The sequence below is a fragment of the Nocardia speluncae NBRC 108251 genome, from assembly GCF_001613245.1.
Classification (GTDB): Bacteria; Actinomycetota; Actinomycetes; order Mycobacteriales; family Mycobacteriaceae; genus Nocardia; species Nocardia speluncae.
The window spans coordinates 477,382-500,271 of record NZ_BDBZ01000007.1; the positions used below are offsets into that span (position 1 = coordinate 477,382).

At 65.3% G+C, this 22,890-nt stretch carries 26 protein-coding genes and 1 pseudogene; 9 read left to right on the forward strand and 18 right to left on the reverse strand.

Annotated elements, in window-relative coordinates; translation table 11 throughout:
• Nucleotides 1–13 precede the first annotated feature (13 nt).
• From NS6_RS11590 to NS6_RS11630, 9 genes are all read right to left on the reverse strand, one after another.
• Nucleotides 14–448 (reverse strand): Zn-ribbon domain-containing OB-fold protein, encoded by a 435-nt coding sequence (locus NS6_RS11590; protein WP_068040426.1) that lies wholly within the window; start codon nucleotides 446–448, stop codon nucleotides 14–16.
• A complete protein-coding gene (locus NS6_RS11595) occupies nucleotides 445–1,611 on the reverse strand; it encodes a thiolase C-terminal domain-containing protein (protein WP_068040428.1) in 1,167 nt (388 codons plus the stop codon). Before NS6_RS11595 ends, NS6_RS11590 begins: the two co-directional genes overlap by 4 nt.
• On the reverse strand, nucleotides 1,608–3,737 hold the full coding sequence (locus tag NS6_RS11600; protein WP_084470949.1) for an acetate--CoA ligase family protein: 2,130 nt from the start codon (nucleotides 3,735–3,737) through the stop codon (nucleotides 1,608–1,610). Before NS6_RS11600 ends, NS6_RS11595 begins: the two co-directional genes overlap by 4 nt.
• A 44-nt stretch (nucleotides 3,738–3,781) precedes the next feature.
• On the reverse strand, nucleotides 3,782–4,651 hold the full coding sequence (locus NS6_RS11605) for an ABC transporter substrate-binding protein (protein WP_168443409.1): 870 nt from the start codon (nucleotides 4,649–4,651) through the stop codon (nucleotides 3,782–3,784).
• Nucleotides 4,652–4,980: 329 nt separating this feature from the next.
• The gene (locus NS6_RS11610) at nucleotides 4,981–5,844 is read right to left on the reverse strand and encodes an ABC transporter permease (RefSeq protein WP_068040432.1); all 864 of its coding nucleotides are present in this window, start codon (nucleotides 5,842–5,844) and stop codon (nucleotides 4,981–4,983) included.
• A gap of 1 nt (nucleotide 5,845) precedes the next feature.
• Complete coding sequence (locus tag NS6_RS11615; protein WP_084470951.1) at nucleotides 5,846–6,697, reverse strand: ABC transporter ATP-binding protein; 852 nt, start codon at nucleotides 6,695–6,697, stop codon at nucleotides 5,846–5,848.
• A 152-nt stretch (nucleotides 6,698–6,849) separates the two neighbouring features.
• The gene (locus NS6_RS11620; RefSeq protein WP_068040434.1) at nucleotides 6,850–7,263 is read right to left on the reverse strand and encodes a nuclear transport factor 2 family protein; all 414 of its coding nucleotides are present in this window, start codon (nucleotides 7,261–7,263) and stop codon (nucleotides 6,850–6,852) included.
• Between the two features lie 40 nt (nucleotides 7,264–7,303).
• Nucleotides 7,304–8,041 carry an NIPSNAP family protein gene (locus NS6_RS11625; protein WP_068040436.1) on the reverse strand — a complete coding sequence of 246 codons (738 nt, stop codon included), beginning with the start codon at nucleotides 8,039–8,041 and terminating at the stop codon, nucleotides 7,304–7,306.
• A gap of 134 nt (nucleotides 8,042–8,175) precedes the next feature.
• Nucleotides 8,176–9,426, reverse strand: coding sequence for an amidohydrolase family protein (locus tag NS6_RS11630; protein ID WP_245669255.1), 1,251 nt, complete (start codon nucleotides 9,424–9,426; stop codon nucleotides 8,176–8,178).
• 385 nt (nucleotides 9,427–9,811) lie between these two features.
• Here NS6_RS11630 and NS6_RS11635 point away from each other — a divergent pair, with 385 nt between their 5' ends.
• Together NS6_RS11635 and NS6_RS11640 are read left to right on the forward strand one after the other, a co-directional pair.
• Nucleotides 9,812–10,087 (forward strand): hypothetical protein, encoded by a 276-nt coding sequence (locus NS6_RS11635; protein ID WP_245669256.1) that lies wholly within the window; start codon nucleotides 9,812–9,814, stop codon nucleotides 10,085–10,087.
• Nucleotides 10,084–10,353, forward strand: coding sequence for a hypothetical protein (locus NS6_RS11640; protein WP_157112700.1), 270 nt, complete (start codon nucleotides 10,084–10,086; stop codon nucleotides 10,351–10,353). The genes NS6_RS11635 and NS6_RS11640 overlap by 4 nt, the downstream gene beginning before the upstream one ends.
• Before the next feature lie 20 nt (nucleotides 10,354–10,373).
• Here the strand turns inward: NS6_RS11640 and NS6_RS11645 are convergent, their stop codons facing one another.
• Nucleotides 10,374–10,733 (reverse strand): Rv2640c family ArsR-like transcriptional regulator, encoded by a 360-nt coding sequence (locus tag NS6_RS11645; RefSeq protein ID WP_068040443.1) that lies wholly within the window; start codon nucleotides 10,731–10,733, stop codon nucleotides 10,374–10,376.
• Between the two features lie 96 nt (nucleotides 10,734–10,829).
• Between NS6_RS11645 and NS6_RS11650 the strand changes: the two genes are divergently transcribed.
• Genes NS6_RS11650 through NS6_RS11665 form a run of 4 tightly spaced genes read left to right on the forward strand, consistent with a single transcriptional unit; the run spans nucleotide 10,830 to nucleotide 14,461 of the window.
• On the forward strand, nucleotides 10,830–11,333 hold the full coding sequence (locus NS6_RS11650) for an ArsI/CadI family heavy metal resistance metalloenzyme (RefSeq protein ID WP_084470972.1): 504 nt from the start codon (nucleotides 10,830–10,832) through the stop codon (nucleotides 11,331–11,333).
• 16 nt (nucleotides 11,334–11,349) lie between these two features.
• Entirely contained in the window at nucleotides 11,350–12,579 is a 1,230-nt protein-coding gene (locus tag NS6_RS11655; protein ID WP_084470953.1) for an MFS transporter, read from the forward strand.
• Nucleotides 12,576–13,658: a flavin-containing monooxygenase gene (locus tag NS6_RS11660; protein ID WP_068040445.1), complete on the forward strand. Its 1,083-nt coding sequence runs from the start codon at nucleotides 12,576–12,578 to the stop codon at nucleotides 13,656–13,658. The genes NS6_RS11655 and NS6_RS11660 overlap by 4 nt, the downstream gene beginning before the upstream one ends.
• Entirely contained in the window at nucleotides 13,655–14,461 is an 807-nt protein-coding gene (locus NS6_RS11665) for an alpha/beta fold hydrolase (protein WP_245669257.1), read from the forward strand. The genes NS6_RS11660 and NS6_RS11665 overlap by 4 nt, the downstream gene beginning before the upstream one ends.
• On the opposite strand, the gene NS6_RS11670 is transcribed toward NS6_RS11665, so the two are convergent.
• Nucleotides 14,458–14,685, reverse strand: coding sequence for a hypothetical protein (locus tag NS6_RS11670; protein ID WP_068040447.1), 228 nt, complete (start codon nucleotides 14,683–14,685; stop codon nucleotides 14,458–14,460). The genes NS6_RS11665 and NS6_RS11670 overlap by 4 nt on opposite strands.
• 13 nt (nucleotides 14,686–14,698) lie before the next feature.
• Here NS6_RS11670 and NS6_RS35185 point away from each other — a divergent pair, with 13 nt between their 5' ends.
• Complete coding sequence (locus NS6_RS35185; protein WP_068040449.1) at nucleotides 14,699–14,917, forward strand: hypothetical protein; 219 nt, start codon at nucleotides 14,699–14,701, stop codon at nucleotides 14,915–14,917.
• Between the two features lie 284 nt (nucleotides 14,918–15,201).
• Here the strand turns inward: NS6_RS35185 and NS6_RS11680 are convergent, their stop codons facing one another.
• The 6 genes and pseudogenes from NS6_RS11680 to NS6_RS11700 all read right to left on the reverse strand — a co-directional run bounded on the left by NS6_RS11680 (nucleotide 15,202) and on the right by NS6_RS11700 (nucleotide 17,866).
• Complete coding sequence (locus NS6_RS11680) at nucleotides 15,202–15,555, reverse strand: arsenate reductase ArsC (protein WP_068040655.1); 354 nt, start codon at nucleotides 15,553–15,555, stop codon at nucleotides 15,202–15,204.
• 68 nt (nucleotides 15,556–15,623) lie between these two features.
• Nucleotides 15,624–15,767 (reverse strand): hypothetical protein, encoded by a 144-nt coding sequence (locus tag NS6_RS36320; RefSeq protein WP_307647376.1) that lies wholly within the window; start codon nucleotides 15,765–15,767, stop codon nucleotides 15,624–15,626.
• Nucleotides 15,768–15,862: 95 nt separating this feature from the next.
• A pseudogene (locus tag NS6_RS36325) lies at nucleotides 15,863–16,063 on the reverse strand (arsenate-mycothiol transferase ArsC); the annotation flags it as partial.
• Nucleotides 16,060–17,160 (reverse strand): ACR3 family arsenite efflux transporter, encoded by a 1,101-nt coding sequence (gene arsB, locus NS6_RS11690; protein WP_068040450.1) that lies wholly within the window; start codon nucleotides 17,158–17,160, stop codon nucleotides 16,060–16,062. The pseudogene NS6_RS36325 and the gene arsB, both read right to left, overlap by 4 nt.
• Nucleotides 17,157–17,534 (reverse strand): ArsR/SmtB family transcription factor, encoded by a 378-nt coding sequence (locus NS6_RS11695; protein WP_068040452.1) that lies wholly within the window; start codon nucleotides 17,532–17,534, stop codon nucleotides 17,157–17,159. The genes arsB and NS6_RS11695 overlap by 4 nt, the downstream gene beginning before the upstream one ends.
• A gap of 71 nt (nucleotides 17,535–17,605) precedes the next feature.
• Nucleotides 17,606–17,866, reverse strand: coding sequence for a hypothetical protein (locus NS6_RS11700; protein ID WP_245669259.1), 261 nt, complete (start codon nucleotides 17,864–17,866; stop codon nucleotides 17,606–17,608).
• A 664-nt stretch (nucleotides 17,867–18,530) separates the two neighbouring features.
• Here NS6_RS11700 and NS6_RS11705 point away from each other — a divergent pair.
• The gene (locus NS6_RS11705; protein WP_068040454.1) at nucleotides 18,531–19,160 is read left to right on the forward strand and encodes a YHS domain protein; all 630 of its coding nucleotides are present in this window, start codon (nucleotides 18,531–18,533) and stop codon (nucleotides 19,158–19,160) included.
• Between the two features lie 12 nt (nucleotides 19,161–19,172).
• Here NS6_RS11705 and NS6_RS11710 read toward each other — a convergent pair whose 3' ends face one another.
• Nucleotides 19,173–22,139, reverse strand: a complete 2,967-nt coding sequence (locus NS6_RS11710) for an ATP-binding protein (protein ID WP_068040456.1) — start codon at nucleotides 22,137–22,139, stop codon at nucleotides 19,173–19,175.
• Nucleotides 22,140–22,276: 137 nt separating this feature from the next.
• Here NS6_RS11710 and NS6_RS11715 point away from each other — a divergent pair, with 137 nt between their 5' ends.
• Nucleotides 22,277–22,735 (forward strand): hypothetical protein, encoded by a 459-nt coding sequence (locus NS6_RS11715; protein ID WP_157112703.1) that lies wholly within the window; start codon nucleotides 22,277–22,279, stop codon nucleotides 22,733–22,735.
• The last annotated feature ends 155 nt before the right edge of the window (nucleotides 22,736–22,890 follow it).

The following is a 22,890-nucleotide window of genomic DNA, read 5'->3' on the forward strand; positions in this document are numbered from 1 at the left end:
TCGATCGGCCGCACTACTCTTGCACGACGTAGGCGGGTGGATTCTGACATAGACGGAACCTCGGCAGCGTGGCGCCGTCGTCGGGCTGCTCGTCGAAGAACACCTCTACCCGCATGCCTATTTCTGCACGGGTGGTGTCCTCGGCGGGCAGATCGCTGACCATACGAACTCCCTCATCGAGTTCGATGGTGGCACAGACATACGGCACCCGATCCGCCCAGGCGGGATGGAAGGCCCGGTGCGTGACGGTGAGGGTGAAGATCGTGCCGCGACCGCTGACCGGGGTCCATTGCCACTCGGGACTGTGGCAGTCCGGGCACAGCACCCGAGGGTAGTGGCGGTACACGCCACAGGCGCTACATTTCTGTACCACCAATTCGTGACGGCCCGCAGCCTCCCAGAAGCCGCGGGTCAGAGCTGTGGGCTCCGGCGCCGGACGCGGGATCATGACGCACGCCGCAAGGACAGGACGGCACCGTCGAAGAAGTTGCCCTCGTTCACCACCAGGATGTTCTCGCATCCGGTGATCTGCCGGGCCGGCTCCACCTCGTCTCTGAGTTGGCGCACACCCTCGATGATGTGGTTCATACCCGATACGTGTGCTTCCGAGAGGGCACCTCCATGGGGGTTGACGGGGGTGGCTCCGTCCAGGCGGATGTGGCCTTCCTCTACATAGGGTCCGCCTTCGCCCGTGCCGACCACCCCGAGCGCCTCCAGTGCGGCGATTACATACCAGGTGAATCCCTCGTGAATTATCAGACAGTCTGCATCCGTTATGTGAATACCCGCCATCCTCAGTGCGCGGCCCGCAGCCACCCCTATCGCGGGCACACCGGCGATATGCGGCTTCTGCGTGATCGATGTCGGCGAATCGCTATGGGATACTCCCACTCCCGATATCAGAACAGGCGGCTTTCGAAGATCCCGGCCGCGCTCGGCGCTGACGATCACGAGCGCTCCCGCCCCGTCGGATTCCAATGAACAGTCGAACAAGCGGAACGGTGAGGTGATCATCCTCGAGTTCTGGTGATCGGCCAGCGTCATAGGCTTGCCGTACATGACCGCATGTTCGTTCAAATTGGCGTTGGCGCGGCTGTTCACCGCCACGTGGCCGAGCTGTTCACTGGTTGTGCCGAACTCGTGCATATGACGCTGGGCCGCCTGCGCAAACCATTGTGCAGCGCCGATGTTTCCGAGCGGGAACTCGAACTCGCGGACAGTCGCCATCGACGCCGCTGTGACGGCCTTGCCGGTCGACACCCGTTCACCGGAATATCCACGTCGACCTGCCGGAATCAGGACGCACGAGGCCACACCGGTCGAGATCGCCATGCAGGCGTTCTGCACCGAGGCGATCAGGCTTGCGCCGCCGAGCTGGATCGAGGTGCTGAACGCCAGGTCCCGCAAGCCGAGGTTGACGATGAAGTCCTCGACCGTGCCCTCGGCCAGCGAACTGGGAATTACCCCGTCGACGTCGGCTACGGTCAGTCCGGCATCGTCCAGCGCGCGCCGGCACGCCTCCAAGTGCAGTTCGAGCGTCGACCTGTCTGTTCCTCGGGTGTACACCGTATGCCCGACTCCGGCGATTGCGCACTGAAGGGCCGGATTCACAGCGCCTGCCCCTCGGTAACGTCGACCCCCGGAGTCGTCAGCCGCACCAGCGCGTCCAGCCCGATGACCCCATCGGCGCGCGCGAGCAAGGGATTGATATCCAGTTCCGCTACCTCGCCGGTCGCCGCGAGCTCGGCGAGGCGTAGTAGGGCGTCCACCACAGCGGTCCTGTCGGCAGGCTGTGCGCCTCGCCAGCCGTCGAGCAGTGGAGAGATCCGCAGGCCTGCCACCATCTTCTCCGCCCGTGAACGGGTGAGAGGCAGAACGGCGCGGGCAACATCACGATATAATTCGGTGTTGACTCCGCCTGCGCCGATGAGGACAACGGGGCCGAGTACAGGATCGACGCTGATACCGGCCAGCAGCTCGATCCCCTCCGACACCTGCTGTGCGATCAGGAAACCCTCGGCACCACGTGATCGCATATCTTCGGCGGCCGAACGCACGGCTTCCGGGCCGTCGAGTCCTGTTCGAACGAATCCGTGCTCGCTCTTGTGGGAATGGCCACGGCCTTTCACCACGACGGGATAGCCGATCTCGTCCGCGGCTGCGCAGGCATCCGCGACCGTGTCGGCCGTTCGATGAGCGGCGAACTCGAAACCTCGATCTTCCAACCAGCGAGTCGACCGGCTCTCATCCAACAGGGTGGTCGACCGGGCCGGTTGGGGGGGACCGGGCAATGCACGCGCGAGCCGGACGACCTCGCGAAGCTCCTGGTTTCGTGCCGGGTGCCCGAGCAACGCCCGCGCCGCGCCGACAGCATTACGAACATTCCGGAATACCGGCAGACCAGCGGCCCAGAGCTCCCGATACACCGGATGATCGGCGGATGCCCCATTCCAGATCGGCAGGATCGGTTTCTTCGCGGTTCGCGCGAACTCGACGAGGCCGGCCCCGACTGCTTCGGTGAGTCCACCGCCCGGGGCCGGGACGGGGCAGAGCATCACACCGATGGAATCGTCGCGCAGACATAATTCCAAGATGCGGGTCCCGTGGCCGGCCAGCACGGCCACGCCGCCATTGTCCACCGGGTTCGAGATGTTCAATTCCGCAGGAACCACCTCGCGTAGCAGGGTTTGCGTCGCGGAACTGAGCGATGGAAGAGGCAAACCGCCCACCGTGGCGAGATCACCGACATGAGCTGCCGAGCCGCCGGATACGCTGCATACTACGACCCCGTCCGCGATGGGGAGCGGACAGCGGGCCAGCGCCGCACCGATCTCGATGAGTTCGTCGAAATCATCGACGCGCACGATACCGAACTGCTCGAAGAAGGCGTCCCACACTTCGTCGGTGCCGACCAGATGCCCGGTGTGGGACTGGGCCATCGCCCGGCCGACCTCACTGCGCCCGACCTTCACCAGAACGATTGGTGTGTCGTTCTCGATCGCGGCCACCGCGGCGTCTCGTAAGCGCCGGCCCGAGGTGAACCCTTCGATATACGCAGAGATGACGGCGGTCTCGGGATCCTGTGCCAGGAACTCGACAAAGTCCGCCGCAGCCAGGTCTGCTTCATTTCCTGTCGGCGCCCAGTAACTCAATGCGACGCCGAGCTCTTGGGCATGAGTCAGCGGCCGCCCCTGAGCGCCGCTCTGAGAAATCACTCCTATCCGCCGCCCCGGTAGCTCGTCGAGCGGGTCCCATGCGTTCGCATTCGTATTGGGTCCGATCAGCCGGGCGCCCGCGCTGTGCACCGCCCTGACCAGAGACCTCTCCCGTTCGATACCCTCATCTGTGCCGAGTTCCGAATAGCCGTTCGCGAACACCAGAAAGAAGCTCACGTCGAGCCCGGCGTCTCTCGCGGAATTCACCACGGCCTCGGCATCTCGCACCAGAACCAGAACGACGTCGATCGGCCCCGATAGGGCGGCGAGGTCTGCCACCGAGGGGATGTCGAAGACTTTGTCCTTGGTCGGATTCACCGGATAGAAGGCGGCGTCGATTCGGTTGGCATGGGCCAATGCGCGGCTGGTGACGCTGGCCAGACCCGCGCGCGTGTCATGGGCACCTACCACCGCGATGGACCGCGGCCGATAAAAAGTCCTGAGATTCAATGGATCCGAAGAATCGGTATTCGAATCCAGCACCGAATGTGTGGGCTCCGTTTCCGGCCCGGTACTCACCATTTAACACTCCTTGGTGCCACTACTCTGGAAGAAAGGCGGCCGGCCTACTGACCGGCGGGCTTTCCCACTGCCTCTTCGTAATACGAACGATCCACGACCTCGGACTCCGGCAGAATCTGACTCGCCTTGAATACACCGGTCTCCTGGAAACTCTGTTGCAGGCGGTCGGAAGTTCCTTCGCGGATCTCCCAGTCGAATACCATCGACGGGGTTTGCCTGATGATGTCCAGCGGAAGTTCGATCGCCTCGGCCACACTCTCGGCCATCTTCGGATCGGCCTTGTAGTCGCCGGCCAGGTACGTGTTGACCGTCCGGACGAGAGCCCTGACGAAGGCGACGCCCGCATCGCCCTTCTCCTCGAGCATGTTCGGCCCGAAGATGATCCCGCCGAACGGCTCGGCGGGCGGCTGTCCGATCGCAAATGTGTAACCACTGCGGCCGCTGATCCGGGTCCAGTAGGGGTCACTCAGCCATGCTGCGGGTATCGCGCCGTTCTCCAGCGATGTGACCAGGTCGGCGGCGGGCAGCGACTGGAATTTCACGTCGTCGATATCCACACCCGCTTCGGCGAACCCCTGCGTGATCGGATACATCGCCACGCTGCCCGAGCCCACGATCGCGCCGATATTCTTGCCTTTCAGGTCGGATATCGCCCCCGGACGCCCGTCCACGTCCCGGATCCATAATCCTGCCTTGGAGTCGTCGGCGGAGAAGTAATTTCCCAGGACCCAGCGCAGGTCGATTCCGGCTGTCAGCCCGTTGAAGAACGCCGAATCGGGTGCCCCGACAGAGATATCGGACTTTCCCGAGGCCAAGAGATTGATACTGTCCGCCGCAGGGACCTGTTTGAGTTCGACTTCGAGGTTCTCTTTTTCGAACTCGCCGTTCGCTATCGCGAGACGAACATTGGCCATGAACTCACTCTGTAGTGTCGAGGAAGTCACCAGCAGCTTGGTCTTGCCCGGTAACGGTTGCGGTTGGGGAGAATTCGCCTCACATCGCGCGGGTGACCTGTCCGGTGTGCGGTCGGCGGGGTCGGTCCAGCCGCCCGCACAGCCGGCTACGGGAAGACCGGCCGGGGCCCTGGGAGTTACCGGTCCCGCAGATCGAGAGGCATCCGAGTCACCACTCCCGCAGGCGGATACGGCCAGAGTGAGCACTGTGGCGAAGATGAGCCCCAATGACGTACGTGTTCTTCTCATGCTGTCCTCAGCATTCTTGTAAGGGGGGACAAGGCCGGCCGTCAGGCATTCGTGGCAGCGCCGTCGTGCGGTGCCCATTTCGTCAACCGCCGGCCGATGAATCGGACGATCTCGGTGAAGATCACACCGCCGATGGCGACGACAACGATGCCGACGAACATGTGGCCATTGAGGAACAGTGCGCGAGAGTTGAATATAAGGTATCCGAGCCCGTCCGTTCCCACAATGAATTCAGCGGCGACGATCACCAGGAAGGCTATCCCGGCGCCTACCCGCATGGCGACGAATATTTGTGGTAGCGAAGCGGGCATGAGAACATGCCGAAACATGTCCCACCGGTTGGCGCCGAAGCACTGCGCTGCCTCTCGGTAGCCCTCGGGAACCGAAATAACAGCCGACATGGTGGAGATCCAGACAAAGAAGAATACGGTCGTGGCAACCAGAGCTATCTTCGGCCCCTCGCCCAGCCCGAATATATTCAACAGAATGGGGAGAAGAGCGAGTTTCGGTACCACATACAACGCATCGAGTGTCGATTCGAGCATCTTTCGAATCCACCGGATGGAACCCATGACCAGACCGACAACAATGCCGGCGAATGCGCCGATGACGAATCCGTAGAAGACCCGCATGGTCGTTACCTGAATATCAGGCCAGAGTGTCCCATCCACGATGAGGCCCCAGGCGTCTCGGATGATATCCGTGGGTGCCGGATAGAGACGACTGTCTATCAAGCCCATGGTGCTGGACAATTGCCATAGCGCGAGCAGTAGTACCGGGAAGCCGATAGCCAGTGCGGCATCGATTCCTCTGCGGCGTCGAATGGCGCCGGCCGAGTTTATTTCCGCCCGGCCCGGTAGGCGCACCAATACGCGATCGGTAGAGCTTTTGGAAATCTCTGACATCTCAACTTCTCCTGCCGGCGGAACCCTGCCCCGCTTCTACCTCATCGCGGAGCAACTCCCACAGCTCCGCCTTGAATGCCGCGAACTCCGGAGCATCCCGGACGGCGGCGGACCGGGGACGAGGGAACGGAGAACGCCGCTCCGCCAGGATCCGCCCCGGTCGGGCGCTCATCACCACCACTCTGTCACCGAGGATGATCGCCTCCTCGAGGCTGTGTGTGACAAAGAGAACCGTGCGGCGCTCGGCTTGACACAGTTCGAGCAGCTCTTCCTGCAAGATCGTACGAAGTTGGGCATCCAGTGCGGCGAAGGGCTCGTCCATCAAAAGGATTTCAGGTTCCGATGCCAGGGCTCGGGCGATCGAAACCCGCTGGCGCATTCCGCCGGAGAGCTGAGCTGGATAAACATCGGCGAACTCGGCTATTCGCATCTTCTCCAGCCATGAACGCGCACGTCTACGTCCCTCCGACTTACGCACTCCCTGGACGTCGAGACCGAAACGCACATTGGCCTCGACCGTCTTCCACGGGTAGATTCCGTAATCCTGGAATATCATCGACGCCGGGTGGGCCGATTTCGCTGCGACACTGACCTTTCCCATGGAAGGTGGTAGCAGGCCGGCCACAATCCTCAGGAAAGTGGATTTACCACAGCCGGAGGGGCCGACGATGCAAACGAACTCACCCTCGTCGATACTGATATCCATCGGGCCGAGGGCGTGGACGCTGCCCTTACCCGACCCAAAAGAACGTTCGACACCATCAGCGACGATTTTCGGAAGCGGACTATCGGAGAGATCGGTGGTCCGGACCTGTTCTCGGGTCTCGGAAGCGATCGAGCTGTTTGTGGTCATTTTGTTGGCCTTCGAAGTGAATTGGTACTCCGTGTTCTACGGAACTCGGTGTCACCGGACGGTCCACGACCGATATGTGGACGAAGGTTCGGTCGCGCTAGGCGTAACACTCCAATCAATAGCCGTGGAGATTCTGGATTGCGGTCCGGTACTCAGCCGGGGGTGATGCGGCGGTGGGTGATCTTCCAGCCGTCGTCGCCACGGCAGAGCTCGTCGGAGTACCGCATGATCAGTGCCAGTACCGGAGTGGCGTGAGTGTTGCGGTAGAACTGCAGATAACTGACCGCCTGCGCCTTCGGGCCGTCGATGGTCACGGCGAGCGTGGTGATCACGTGGCGTGTGTGTGAGCCCGGTCCGCTGACGCCTGTCCTGCGCCGCTCGACCGCGGCAGCGACCAACTCGGCGATGCCGGCTTGCCGCGTATCGCCGGTCTCCCAGACCGCATCCTCACTGTAGAAGTTCCGGTACTCCTCGGCGTGGCCCTCATCGGCACAGAGGGCGCAGCGGCCGAGGAGGTCGCGGACCTCCAGCTCTGCCGCCGTCGAGTCCGGGTGCGCAATCGTCATGACCGGTCTTTCCTTCCTGCCGAACCTCGTGGTGCCCGAATCACTCCACCCATGGTTCGGTGCGATCCTCTCGGCGCGGCTGCCGGCCGGTCCGGAACGGAGAGAGCGGGGCATCGACGAGGAGATATCGATTGAAGGCAGTGGTCAGCTCGTTGTTTTGCATGCGCCATGCCGAGAGGGCGGGATCTGTGCGTAGAGCTTTCTCCAGCTCGGCCCATTGAGCCCACGACGGTATTGCCCAGAGCACGAAGGCCTCACTGTCGTTGGTCATCAATGTCTCCCAGGCTCCGGCGAGCCGCCAACCGAAGCGCTCGCAGAGCGGTACGGCGATCTCACGTACTTTGCGCAGGTATTCGGATGCTTGTCCGGGAGCGACGTGCACCTCGTCCTGGGCGTAGACATCGCCGGTCACTCCGGCACCGCAGAGATCCGCGGAAGTGGGGCTCCAGGGCGCAGGAAGCAGAAGACGATCGCGACCTCCCGAACGAAAATTTGCTGCGGTGGCCCACCATTTTGCGAGCTTCGGATCTTGCAGGGTTTCGTGTTGAAGCTCGTGCCGAAAGGATTCGGCGAGGCCGGAAAGTCCGTCTTCTTCCCAGATATTCACCACTTGCGGCCAGTATCCGGTACTTCCCACCACGCCCCAGACTCCGTAGCAACTCTGGTTGCGTTCTTCCTGTCCGATGGGGCTGAAATTGGCAGTCATATGGTACATGTACTTGTCACGGTTGTGGCCGATTATGTCGATGTACTCGTGGATGTAGATTTTGTCGTTCATCTCGACCTTTCAAATGCGACCGTCCTGATATCTGATCGGTCCCATTCGATTCCGAACTGGATGGCAATATCGTTACGGCTGCCGGTGCCGTCGCCCCGGGAAGTGGTTCGGGGTAGGGGAGTCCGCGATCCCGTTCAGACCCTGTCCAGGCTCAACATTCGGATGGCATTGCCTCGAAGTATTTTGTATTTCTCTTCGTCACTCAATCCGAGGAGATGCTTCTCGGCAACAGTCTTCGACTCCGGCCACGTGGAATCGGTATGCGGGTAGTCGGTCTCGAAGGTGATGTTATCGATTCCGATAACATCGCGCGAGGCGATTCCGTGGTAGTCCTTGAAGAAGCAGCCGAATACGTTGCGCCGAAAATACTCCGAGGGCGGTTCCGGAGTGATTCCGTCGCGTCCCACCCATGCTCGGTGCTCTTCCCAGACGGTATCTGCGCGCTCGAGGAGGTACGGCAGCCAGCCGATCTGCCCCTCGGAATAGGCAAGTTTGAGCTGGGGGAATTGGACGAGCTTTCCGGAGAACAGCCAGTCTGCCAGCGATGTCATGGAGTTGTTGAAGGAGAGCGTGGCAGCAACGCCGTCCGGTGCATCCGCCGAGGTCGCAGGCATTCTCGACGAGGACCCGATATGCATGTTGATCACGGTGGACGTCTCTTCGCAGGCCTGGAAGAACGGATCCCAGAACCCACTGTGGATACTCGGCAAGCCCAGATGTGCCGGAATTTCACTGAAGCACACAGCACGGACGCCGCGTTCGGCGTTACGCCGGACTTCGGCGGCAGCCAATTCGGCATCCCACAACGGCACAATGATCAGCGGAATCAGCACCCCGTTGCTGTCGCCACACCATTCCTCGACCATGTAGTTGTTGTAGGCCTTGATGCATTCCAGCCCCAACTCCCTGTCCGAGTTCTCGGTGAATGTCTGTCCACAGAACCGGGGAAAGGTCGGGAACGAGAGCGATCCGTCGACGTGGTTCGCGAGCATGTCTTTAGTGCGTTCGGCCGGGTCGTAGCATCCGGGGCGCATCTCGTCGTATGTCATCGGGGTCATGGTCATTTCCTCGCGGCTGAACCCGACACCCGCTACGTGGCGTTTATGAACATATACGAGATCTTCGAACACCCAGCAGTCTGCCATCGGCCCGTCCGGGTCGAATGTCTGCTCGTATCGCCCGCCTCCGGTGTGCCGGATTTCGCCGATTCCACGACGCTCGACGCGGGGACCGTGCTCGCGATATTTTTTCGGCAGCCAGGTCTGCCATAAATGAGCGGGCTCGACGATGTGGTCGTCGACGCTGATGATTTTCGGGAGGTCTGACATATGAGTTCTATGCCTCTCTGACTCAATCTGACTGATCGTCAGATCGCAGTTTGGCATAGAGTGAGCTGTGTGTCCAGCCTCACTTTTCCGTGAGCCCGCCTCGGCCGTGGGTGGACCGGTGCGGTGACCCACTCGCGGGAGTGCGGAAACGCCCCCGTTTCGTCGAAAGAAGAGCGTGGATCGGGTCGGCCGCTACTGCGCCGCAATAGCGCCCGGGTGGCCTGGGTAGGAGACCGGAACTGTAGCTCTCGATCGAATCCTCGGTCACCGGATGTGGGCCCAAAGAGGCGGAATTGCATTCAATGCAATATTCGGCAGGTTGGTGAAACCACGGTTTGCGCTGGTGGCGGCCGTCCAATCGGGTTGGGGGACAGCTGAGGCGGTGGGGGTGACCTGGGGCTGACCTCTGATGCATCGTTGTTGCGCTGGATACAACAGTGGGGTGACTTCGATTGCTCCTGGTTCGGCGCATCTGATGTTGGTGGACAACGTTGTGCATCTCGATCCGGCGCCGGCGGTGTTCGCGGCCATGTTGGAGGGGTGGCGGCGCCAGCAGTCGGCGCGGTTTCTCCGGGTGTCGACGATCGGGCCGCGGATCCAGCTCATCGAGCGGCTGGTGCGGTTTTCCGGGTTGTATCCGTGGCAGTGGACGGCCGAGGAAGGTGAGGCGTTCATCGACTCGACCGGCTCATCGCCTCCGACGCCATCCACACGATGATCAGGCCCGCAGGACCCGGGCCCGCCTACCTGTTTCCCGGCCGGCCACCGAGCCGCCCGCGCCACCCCCACTCCTTGCGAGACGTGCTCACCGAGCACGGGCTTCCGATCCGGCCGGCCCGCAACACCGCCATGATCACCGCTGCCGGAGAACTCCCACCCATGGTCATGAGCGACCTGTTCGGGATCGACCCCGGCACCGCCCAGAAATGGGCCCACTGCGCTCAGGCCGGCTGGGCAGACTACCTCGCCCACGTACACCCTTAAGGCTGCTGGGTTGGTGCCGGCTATCGGCAGCAGTTGGGGTCGAGGACCACGCAGAGCGCGGAGAGCGCGTCGCGGTGAACGCGGTGGATCACATTCATACCCTGGCGTTCGGAGTTCACGAGCCCGGCTTTGCGAAGTTGACCGAGATGGTGACTGACCGTCGATTCCGACAGCCCGACCGCGTCAGCGAGCTCCCCGCCGTTGCGTCCATCCTCGGGGCTGGCCAGCAGTAGCGACATCAGCTTGACCCGGACCGGATCCGCCAGGGCCTTCAGCCGGAGGGCGACATGCAGGGCGGCCTCATCATCGACCGGGCCCGCGGCTACGGGTGGGCAGCACAGGGGTGTGGTCATGTCGATCACGGGCAGTGCTTTGGGCATGAAATCCATCCTACCTACTATGTTGACTTATGTCGAAAAGGTGGCAAACTAGGCGCTGTCAATCCTTCGATATATGTCACACAGGTGGTGGTCATGATGTCACGTGTTCAGCTCGCACTCAACGTCGACGATCTGGAGCAGGCCGTCGAGTTCTACTCGACCCTGTTCGGAGTTCAGCCGGCGAAGCGCAAGCCCGGTTATGCGAACTTTGCGGTCACCGAGCCGCCGCTGAAGCTGGTCCTGCTCGAGAACCCCGGTCAGGGCGGCAGCGTGAATCACCTCGGGGTGGAGGTGGAGTCTTCGGAGAAGGTGCACGCCGAGATCGCGCGTCTGTCGGAGGCGGGCCTGTTCACCGAGGAGCAGATCGCGACCACGTGTTGCTTTGCCACCCAGGACAAGGTGTGGGTGACCGGCCCGAACTCCGAGCGGTGGGAGGTCTACACCGTGCTGGCCGATACCGAGCATTTCGGCACCGAGCCCCGGTTCGCCGACAAGGACGACGCTGAGGCGGTGCAGGCATGCTGCGGAACCGGCAGCAGCGATTCCACACCGGAGACGGAGTCGACGGTGGCGTGCTGCGCGCCGGCCGCCGCTCAGTAGACGCCAGAGTCTCGGCGTGACCGATGTGGAGACCGCGCCCGCGGCAGCGGTAGGTGGGTTGTCGCGGGCGGGGCGCCGCCGGGTGCTGGCGGTGCTGTGCCTGACCCAGATATCGAGCTGGGGGATTCTGTATTACGCGTTTCCGGTGTTGTCGGTGTCGATCACCCGGAATACGGGGTGGTCGGCGCCGGTGATCACCGCCGCGTTCTCGCTCGGCCAGCTCGCGACCGCGCTCACCGGGATCCCGGTCGGCGCGATCATCGACCGGGCCGGCCCGCGGAAAGTGATGACGGCCGGATCGATCCTCGCCGTGGCCGCGCTGGTCGCGATCGCGTCCGCGCCGAATCTGGCCGTGTTCTACCTCGGCTGGCTGGCGGCGGGTGTGGCGATGGGAGCGGTGTTGTATCCGCCGGCGTTCGCGGCGTTGACCCGCTGGTGGGGGCCGCAGAGTGTGACCGCGCTGATGATCCTCACCCTCGCCGGTGGCTTGGCATCCACGGTGTTCGCGCCGCTCACTTCCGCTCTGGACACCAGTATCGAGTGGCGCGGCGCCTATCTCGTCCTCGCTGCGGTCCTGGCGGTGCTGACGATCCCGGCGCATTGGTTCGGGTTACGGGCGCTGTGGCCGGAGCCACCGGCCCCGACCGTGGCTGCGCATGCCGACCACTCGCAGATTGCGCGCAGCCCACGCTTCGCTGCGCTGGTGGTGACCATGTGCCTGGCGGCGTTCGCGAGCTTCGCCGGCATCTTCAACCTCGTCGCTCTCCTCCAGGAACGAGGCTTCAGCCCCGGGCTCGCCGCGACCGCGCTCGGGCTCGGCGGTGCCGGGCAGGTGTTGGGCCGCATCGGATATCTGCCGCTGGCCCGATACACCGGGGCCACCGCCCGCACCGTGGTGGTGCTGGCCGCGCTCGCCGCCTCGACCGCGCTGCTCGGGGTGGTGTCGGCGGCGATCGTGTTGATCGCGGTCGCGATCGGTGCCGGGCTGGTGCGCGGGATCTTCACGCTGATCCAGGCCACCGCGATCACCGACCGCTGGGGCACCACCCACTACGGCCGGCTCAACGGCCTGCTGTCCGCTCCCGTGGTGATCGTGTCCGCGCTGGCCCCGTGGGCGGGCACCGTGCTCTCGGCGTGGACCGGCAGCTACGCCCACACCTACCTCATCCTCGGCGCCGTCGCCGCCCTCGCCGCGGTGATCGCGCCTCTCACCGGAATCCGTGTTTCGAAGAAAGAGATGTTGTGACAAGCGAATACGACTATGACGCGGTGGTCATCGGCGGCGGCCAATCCGGCCTGGCCGCCACTCACCACCTCACCGCTCGCCGCCTGAACACCGCGATCCTCGAAGCCACTGGGGAGGCGACCGGATCGTGGCCGCGGTACTACGACAGCCTGACCCTGTTCTCCCCGGCCCGCTACAGCGCCCTACCCGGGCGCCGATTCCCCGGTAATCCGGACCGGTACCCGCACCGCGACGAAGTGATCGACTATCTGCGCTCCTACGCCGCGGCCCTGGACGCGGAGATCCACACCAGCACTCCCGTCGAATCCGTCACGTCCACCGGCGGTGAGGGATTCGCGGTCACCACCGGTACAGGTGCGGTGTTCACCGCACCGCGGGTGATCGCGGCGACCGGGTCGTTCGGGTCCCCGTTCCTGCCCGCCGTGCCTGGCCGGGACGAGTTCGGCGGCCGGGTCCTGCACGCCAGCGAATACCGTCACCCGGCTGAGTTCGCCGACCAGCAGGTGGTCGTGGTGGGCGCGGGGAACTCCGCAGTGCAGATCGCCGCCGAACTCGCCGGCCACGCGCAGGTGGTGCTGGCCAGTAGGGCGCCGGTGAAATTCGTGCCGCAACGTCCCCTGGGCCGGGATGTGCATTTCTGGTTCACCCTCACCGGATTCGACGCCGCCCCGCTGGGCCGGATCGTGAAACAGGCGCCGACCCAGCCGGTGCTCGACGAAGGCCGCTACCGCGCGGCCCTCGCCGCCGGGAAACCGGAACGGCGAGAAATGTTCACCGCCTTCACCTCCGAGGGGGTGGTGTGGCCGGACAGCACTCGGACCCCGGTAGATGCGGTCGTCTTCGCCACCGGCTACCGCCCGCACCTGCCCTATCTCGCCGGAACCGGGGCGCTGGCCGATACCGGGGTGGCGCGGCAGCGCCAAGGCATGTCGCTCACCCATCCTGGGCTGGGTTTCCTCGGGTTGGAGTGGCAGCGCACCCCGTCGTCGAACTCGCTGCGCGGGGTCGGCCGGGACGCGGCCTATCTGGTGCGGCGGCTCCGGCCGGCGACGGCACAGCAGCGGGAGCACGCGCGGTGACCCCCGCACCGCTGAGTACCGCCCCGCAGACGCTGGTCCGCGGCGGCCGCGCGATATCCGCAGATGGCACTCCGATCACCTATCTGACCCGCGGTGTCGGGCCGATGCTGCTGGCGGTGCACGGTGGCTTGGGCAGCGCGGTGAGCATGCTGGCGCTGGCCGGCCACCTCGCCGAGCACTACACGGTGGTCGCAGTGAATTGCCGTGGTCACGGTACCTCTGGTGTTCCGCAGTCACCGCCGGGTATTGGGCACGAGGTCGCCGACATCACCGCGGTGATCGACGCACTCGGACCGATCGAAGTGCTGTTCGGCTACTCCTTCGGCGCGGTCCTGGCCCTGGAAACCGCACTGCGCGCACCGGATCGGGTGCCGCGTCTGGCGGTCTACGAGCCACCGTTGCCGGTCACCTACCCGATCCCGGATTTCGCGGCGGTGGACGCGGCGATCACGGGCGGGGACTACGAACGCCTGATCCTGGACGCCTCCGCAGAATCCGGCGGACTCTCCCCGGCCGAGCTGGCCGCGCTGCGCAGCGATCCATTGTGGTGGCACAAGGTCGCCCAGGCCCCGACTCTGGCGGCGACGTTGCGGGTGCTGGCCGATCTGGATCCCGACGTGAGCCGCTACACCGCGATCACCGCCCCGACCACAGTGATCACCGGCACCACCAGCGCCGACTACCTCCTCGACGCCGCCGACCGGCTCACCGGCGCGCTGCCGACCGCGACACGGAAAACCCTGCCGGGACAAGGCCATCACGTCGACCCCGGCGCCCTGGCCCACGCCCTGCTCCCGGACTAGACAGTGAGTGTGTCGAGGCGACGGCCGATATCCGGCCACAAGGCGGTGGCGACCCCGTAGCCGACGAGGCAACCACCCAGCTGACAGACCACGGGCACCAACCCGGTCGCCGGATCCAGTCCGAGCACGACCGCACCCGTGACCACGACAGGGTTACCGAGGAAACCCGCCCCCGACACCAGGAACACCGCGGCAGCCAGTGCGCTGGCACCGGCCGCGGACATTCTCAAGGTCGGGGTGCGGGCGGCAGCGAAGAAGCGAGATGACCGCCGCCGCGGCGGCGGTCATCTCGCTCAACGCGTGCACACCGCCCGGGGCGGGCACCGCCGGCAGGGGGATCCCGGCCAGGAGGTACCCCGCGACTACACCACCGGCCACGGCTGTCGCTGCACCTACCTGGATGAGGAGGTGGCCGGCGAGCTGAGCGCCGGAAAGGCTTCGGCGGCGTTCGAGTAGGGCATCGGCCACCATCAGCAGCGGGTTCCACTGTGGGGCCCGGCTCCGGAAAAGCCCGGTGCCCACAGCCAGGAACGTGACCGTCACGGCTGCGGCGAGCCCTGCCCGTGCCGGCCCAGTGCCGACCAGATGCGCTGCCCACCAGCCCGTCACCGGCGCCGCCATCACCGCACCGGTACCGAGCAGGTCCGCGCTATATCGCGTAGCCGCCCATGCATCGAGGCTCGGTGCGGGCGTGGCGCTGGTCATCACCTTCTCCCTCGACCGTGGCCGGCGAGTGTGGTTCAGGCGTGGGCGGGCAGCAACTCGGCGATGAGCGCCTCGACGCGGGCGCGGATCTCGTCCCGGATCGGGCGCACCGCCTCCACGCCTTTGCCGGCGGGATCTTCCAGGTCCCAGTCGCGGTAGCTGATACCGGGGAATACCGGGCAGGTGTCACCGCAACCCATGGTGATCACCACCGTGGACGATTCCACCGCGTCGGAGGTGAGGATCTTCGGTGCCTGGGCAGTGATGTCGATCCCGACCTCGGCCATGGCCTCGACAGCGGCGGGATTCAGGTGTTCGGCGGGCGCGCTGCCCGCGGAGCGGACCTCGATCGCGCCATCGGCGAGGTGGGTGAGGAACCCGGCGGCCATCTGGGAGCGCCCGGCATTGTGGACGCAGACGAACAACACACTCGGTGTGGTCACAGGGACAGCTTCTTTCACACGATGGGGACGTCGAGCTCGGCGAGCAGGGCGCGGACACGGGTTTCGATCTCTGCGCGGATCGGCCGGATCGCGGCGACATCGAGGCCGGCGGGGTCATACCCTCGATCCCGCGCTGTGACGGTTCTTCGGTCTCCCACCGCCGCACCGGCACACCGGGCGGGGTATCGAGGTCGGCTTCCCGGCCGAGAACGACGACCAGGTCTGCGGTGTGCAGCAGCAGCGGATCCACCGGTTTCGGCGATTCGCCCGCAATGTCGACGCCGACCTCGGCCCCGGCGGCCACCGACAACGCATTGAGCTTCGTAGACGGGTCGGTGCCCGCTGAGAGCGCGACGACCCGGCCGGCCGCGGCATGGTGCATCAGCCCGGCCGCCATCTGCGATTTGCCGCTGTTGCGGGCGCAGACGAACAGCACCGTCGGGGCCGTGGTCATCGCGAACCCGCTTCGGTTACAGCCGCGGAGGTGCGGAACCGGTTGCGCAGGGCCAGAGACACATACACCAAGGCGACCAGGACGGGGACCTCGATCAGCGGGCCCACCACCCCGGCCAAGGCTTGGCCCGAGGTGGCGCCGTAGGTGGCGATCGCGACCGCGATGGCGAGCTCGAAATTGTTACCGGCCGCGGTGAACGCCAGCGTCGTCGTCCGCTCGTACCCCAAGCCCATGGCGGCGCCGAGCAGGTAGCCGCCGCCCCACATGATCGCGAAGTACGCGAGCAGCGGGACCGCGATCCGGACCACGTCGAGGGGTTGGGAGGTGATGCGGTCGCCTTGCAGCGCGAACAGCACGACGATGGTGAACAGCAACCCGTAGAGCGCCCACGGCCCGATCCGCGGAATCAACTTGGTCTCGTACCAGTCGCGGCCCTTCGCGCGTTCCCCGAATCGGCGGGTGAGATATCCCGCGAGCAGCGGGATCCCGAGGAAGATCAGCACCGATTTCGCGATCTGCCACGGCGAGGCCTCGATCGTGGTCTGCTCCAGGCCCAGCCATCCGGGCAAGACCGAGAGGTAGAACCAGCCCAGGACCGCGAACATGATCACCTGGAAGATCGAGTTCAACGCCACCAGCACCGCGGCGGCTTCCCGGTCACCGCAGGCCAGGTCGTTCCAGATGATCACCATCGCGATACAGCGCGCCAGCCCGACGATGATCAATCCGGTCCGGTACTCCGGTAGGTCCGGCAGCAGCAGCCACGCCAGCGCGAACATCAGCGCCGGGCCCAGCACCCAGTTCAGGACCAGTGACCCGATGAGGAGGCGCCGGTCGCCGGTCACGCTGTCGAGGCGGTCGTAGCGGACCTTGGCCAGCACCGGGTACATCATGATCAGCAGGCCGATCGCGATCGGCAGCGAGATACCGTCGATCTCCACTGCGGCCAGCGCGTCGCCGAGGCCGGGGATCAGCCGGCCCAGCAGGAGACCGGCGGCCATGGCCACGCCGATCCAGACCGGCAGGAACCGGTCGAGCGTGGACAGCTTGCCCACCACACCCTGCTCGCCGACCGTGGTGGTGTCCGTGGCGTTCACGCGGTCACCTCGGCGGCCTCGCCGCTTTCCAGCAGCAACGCATCGGAGACCCGCGCCAACGCCTGCGGGACGACGCGGTAGTACACCCAGGATGCGCGGCGTTCGCTGGTCAGCAGCCCAGCGGAGCGCAGCACCTTCAGGTGATGGGAGATGGTCGGCTGAGTGAGGTCGATGCCCTCGGACAGATCACACACGCACGCCTCCATCCCGGACCGCGACGCGATCGAGCTGAGCAATCGCAGCCGTACCGGATCCGACAGGGCCTTGAACACCGACGCCAACTTCACCGCGGCTTCCGCCGACAAGGGTTCCCGTACGCGCGGGGCGGGGTGGCAGGCCTCGACCGGTATCACCGGCAACTGCGGATTAGACATGCATCGATATTGACGTGTATCTATTCAGATTGGCAAACGAACACCTGGTGAACACCCGTCACACAGGCCTTCTATCCGGCCGCGGAGGCATCGAGAACCTCGATATAGGCGGCCGGGACCCCCACGCCCATCACCGTGCCCTCGGCACTGGTGGTGAAGTCGAAGGTGAAGAACGAGCAGCAACTCGACTCCCGCGCGGCCAGGTCCCGGGCCGAAGGTTCGGCGCCACCGGTGAGCACAAGTTCCAACCGCTCCGGATCCAGTCGGCGGATATCGCGGACGGAGCCGGTGAAGAACCGCTCGAACTCGGCGGTCCGAATCGGCTGCGCCACGGAGGCAGCGTGCACGCATCCGGCACCCAGTCCCCGAGCATTGGTGAGGTCGCCATTTCTCGACGGTAAGCCTGGACCCCCAGCCCCGAATACCGCAAGCATCGAATGAATACCCTCCACCAGTTGCAGTCAACGCCGGTGAGGCGTCCGAATACGCAGGGCCGGAGCCGAAATGGAAGGAGCCTACTGGCTGGGCTCTCGAAGATCTGCGCATCGCGACAGGTTTGCCGACCGTGGTCGGCGAAGCCGGCCGGACACTGGTGACTGCGGAGGAAAGTGGGCTGAAATGCCCCACTGACCGCTGCGCAGCAATGCCATCTCGGCACTGCGCCCACCCGCATCGCGGACACCGTCCGTCGGCACGGGGGTCGATGAAACGGTCGGAGAACTGCCACACGATCGCCGGTCGGAAGGGCAACCATCGAGTGGAAAGGACCGGTCGCTACCACGAGATCGTCCAGTTCCGGAACATCCGGCCGAGGTCGCCCGGAGTCGCAGGCCCGACTCGACCGCGAGACGCAGGGTTGTGAGTAGGTCCCGCTCTGCACGTGGCGCGAGACCGTTGGCGGATCCTTTCCCTGGGCCGGTTCCGGCGACCGGCGACAGCGATTCGACAGCGATCCGGCAGGCCGCTTCGAGATGCTGCGCGGGGAGGTGATCGACGATGATGTTCGTCGAATTGTTCTTGTCCGAAGGCGCGCTCGATCCGGAACGACGGCGGCGCGCAGCCCGGCGCCTGGGCACGATCCATGAGTTGGGGGCCGGCGAACCCGGTGGCGGAGAAGAGATGGCGCCGCGTTCCGCGGCCGTGTTCGCGTCGATGTATCAGGTGGTAGTGCACGAGCCGCAGATCTGGGTCGCCGGGGAGCAAGTCCTCACCGAGCAGGATCCCCCCCACTGTCTGGTGCGAATTCATGTTCCGGGACCGTGGCGCAAGGATATGAGCGAGACACTGATCTCCTATGCGACACGCATCGTCTGCGACGAGTTCGACGACCCGGAACTGCCCTACCGCCGGCCGACGGTGCAGGTACATGTTCTCGGCATCTCGGAGGGAAGCATCGGGATGCTCGGAAAGGTGGCGAAGTCCGCAGACCTCGTCGAGATGTTGAGTGATCCGTATCGGGACGACCTGGAGACAGGGAAGGCGTTGAAGGACCCTATGTGCGGAGTGCTCGTTCCGTTGGACGAGGACACCGCCACCCTCGAGATCGATGGTGAACTGTACGCGTTCTGTTGCCGCGGCTGTCGCGCCGAGTACGTGGCGAAACGGGAGAAGGCCGCGCGGTCGTGACAGCAGTCGGGATCAATATGCCCGGATCTCGGCGAGAGCGCTCGCGGGATCGAGGCCACATCCGCGCTCGTACTCGTCTCTGAATCCGCTCAGAGCATCCGCCAACCGCGCGACGTCGGGGTGACCGGAGTTGGGGCCGCCCCGTAATGCGTGGGCCACGCCGAGAATCTCCGACGCCCGATCGGGCTCGCCGCGCCGGTGGGCCAGGTCGGCCATCCCGACAGCCACATGGGCCGACATCGGCATATCGGGCAGGCCGACGGCGATGTCTCGCGCTTCGCGCAGGTATCGCGCGGCGGCGATGAAATCCCCGGTAGCCGCGGCGAGATATCCCGCACCGGCGGCGTACAAGGCGCGTTCAGGTGGATCGGCGGCATCCGCGGCGTACCCGAGGTGTCGCTTCGCCTTGGCGAGGTCGCCGTCGTGGCGAGCCAGGTCGGCGAGGGAGATCCGGGCAAGGGTGATCTCGTGCCCGGCGGTGCCCCCGGTGAGAACCTCCGACAACTGCTTGCGCGCGTTATCGATATCCCCGGCGTCGATACGGACCATCGCCAGCCACGCCTGCTGTCCGTCGTGGGTGCCGAGCTCGCGGGAGAGCAGCGCCGCCTCGTCCAGCGTAATCAGGGCCTCGGCGGTGTCACCGCCGGCGGTCGAAGCGGCTGCCAGCGACATCAACGACAGCGACAACGCCCAACGCTCACCGCAGCCGCGGAAACCCTCGATGGCTGCGGTGATATCGAGTCGGCTGCTGTCGGTCCGGCCCGCTGCACCGTGCAACAGGGAGCGTGTGAACCACAACATTCCTCGCATCCACGGATCGGGGTGTGGCAGGTGCGGTTCCAGCGCTGCCAATCCGTCATCGGTGTTGCCGGTGGCCAAGGCGAGCAGGGCACAGATGAACGCAGCGGTCGGGTCGTGTGTGGGGTCGGGGCGCTCCACGGTGGCTGCGGCGGCGCCGAGACTGCCCGCGAATGTCGCGTTGAGCAGGTAGGCCGCGATCGCACGCAGTCGTGCCTCGGCCGGGGCCGGACCAGACATCGAAAGGACTGTATGCAGTTTTCCGGTGGCTTCCGCGTGATCACCGTGAACAGCCCAGAACTGACCGAGTGCGGCGCCCAAACGGATGGCTGTATCGGAATCTTCTTCGTCCGCGGCACACGCGAGTGCCGCGTTGAAGTTGTCCCGTTCCGCATCCAGGCGCGTGAGCCACGAGAGCTGTCCGGAGCCGCGTAAGTGCAGTTCTGCCCGTTCGGCCAGCTCGAGGAAATAGGCGGCATGGGCGGCGTGAGCGGCAGCCATGCGGCCGGTCGTGGCCAGCTGCTCGACGCCGAACTCGCGGATGGTGTCGAGCATCCGGTACCGGCCGCCGGCGTACTCCAGCAGCGATTTATCGACCAGGGCATGCAGGGCATCTGCGGTGAGACCGACATATTCGGCGGCCTCACCGGAGAAGCTCCCCGGGAAGACGGCCGCTTGGTCCGCCGCGGCGCGTTCGGTGTCGGTCAGCAGGTCCCAACTCCACTCCACTACGGCCCGCAATGTCCGGTGCCGGGGAGGGGCGGTGCGGCTGCCGCCGGTCAGTAGCCGGAATCGGTCGTCCAGCCCGGCGGTGAGCGTTTCGATCGACATCGATCGCAGGCGAACGGCGGCCAGCTCGATGGCCAGTGGCATGCAATCCAAGCGACGACAGATCCGATCGACATCGTCGTTCGGCACAAAATCGGGTCGCACGGCTCGCGCCCGTTCGGTGAACAGCTGCGTCGCGGGACCCGCTTCGAGCGGCGCCACCGCAAACAGCACCTCGCCGGTGATGCCGAGCGGTTCGCGGCTGGTGGCCAGTACCCGCAGGCGCGGGCAACGGCCGAGTAGCTCTGCTGTCAGTTGTGCCGCCGCCTCGACCACATGCTCGCAACCATCGAGGATGACGGCCGTTTCACGGTTCGCGAGCGTTTCGACCAGGCGAGATATCGCATCCGCCGCGTCCCGCAGGCCGAGTGCGGCGAGCACCGCGCGGGGCACGTCATCGGGACGTGCCACCGGCCCGAGCTCCACCAGCCATACCGGAATATCCAGCCTGGCGCCGGTCGCGGTGGCGAGGCGGGTCTTACCTACCCCGCCGGGCCCGACCAAGGTCACCAGCCGATTGTCCAGGAAGTGCCGGCCGACCTGACGCCGATCGGCCTCGCGGCCGACGACATTTGTCAACGGCTTGCGTAGGTTCCCGCGGACGTGCGACCACTCCGTGTCTCCGCGTAGCATTCGCAGATGTAGCTCGCGCAGTTCCGGCCCGGGATCGGTACCCAATTGCGTTGCGAGCACAGTTCGGTAGTCCTCGTACGCGGATAACGCCTCCGCCTGTCTGCCACTGGCAACCAGAGCGCGAATGAGAAGGCTGCGCAACCGTTCTCGCAGCGGGTTGGCGGCAATCAGCTGATTCAGCTCTACCGACAGCGCAGATCGCTGCGGGAAGGATCCGCTCAGCACCGCCTCGATCCTGTCTTCGGTGGCAGCCAGCCGCAGTTCGTCCAGTCGCACGGCCACCGCGGCCGCGAACGGCAGATGAACGACGTCAGCGAGCGGATCGCCCCGCCACAATCCCAGTGCCCCGGTGAGCAATTCCTGAGCTGCGCCGTAGCGCCCGGCCTCGAGATCCCGGCGCCCTGCCTCGGCCAGCCGCTCGAAACGTACGGCGTCGACCGCCTCGGCGGGAACGTTCAGCCGGTATCCCGCTGTCTCCGCACGCAGCATCGTCGATTCGGGCAACGCCCGCCGTAACCTCGCCACCAGAGAATGGAGAGCGGCATCCGGATGATCCGGAATATCTTCCGGCCATACCGATTCCACCAGTGTCCGTGCGGCCACCACACGGCCCGCCTCCAGCGCCAGCCGTATCAGTAGCGCTCGCGCCCGCGCACCGCCTACACCGACGCATCGGTCACCGGCCACCACCCGCAGCGGACCCAGAACTTCGATGCGCACATTTCGATTATCCAGGGTCGGTGACAGGCATCTGACACCGGTTCGGCAGGGCCACGAGACACAGTCGGTCCCACTGACCACCTCGCACAAGGAGAACCCCTGATGGCCGAAATCAGCAACACCGAGCAGTTCCAGGTATGGAACGGAGCCGACGGACACCACTGGGCCGAGCACCACGCCCGATGAAGCCGGGCGGCCGGCTCGTGTTCACCTGTCACCGGGAGCCGGGCGACTCCGTTGCTGCGATCTTCGCGGCGCTGGCCGAACACTTGCCCACTCCCCGCTTTGTCGATCTCGCCCCCGGGGTCACCGACTTCGCCGATCCCGATCAGGTTCGCGGCGTACTTACCGCCGCGGGCTTCACGGCCCTCACAGTGACCGGTTTCGAAACGCCTTCCGTTCTCGGCCGAGACCGCCGCGATGCGACCGAATTCCTGTTCGACGCCCAGCTACGTTCGTTCGTCGCGGGCGCCGACGCGACCGTTGTCCGCAAAGCCAAGGCCGCCGTCGAAGCGACGTTGCGGCCACACGAGACCGATCTCGTGCGGATTCCCGCCCGGGGATGGCTGTATACCGCGCGTCGAGAACCCCGATGACCACGGGGGTGCTGGGCAGAGATCGCGGACACCGGCACGGTTCTCACGGCCGACGCCCCGGCGGACTCGGCCAGCGAATTGGTCACAGCCGATCACGCCATTGCACTACGCCGGCCCAGCGCAACGAGGCTTCCCCATCGGCTCACGGCTTCTGG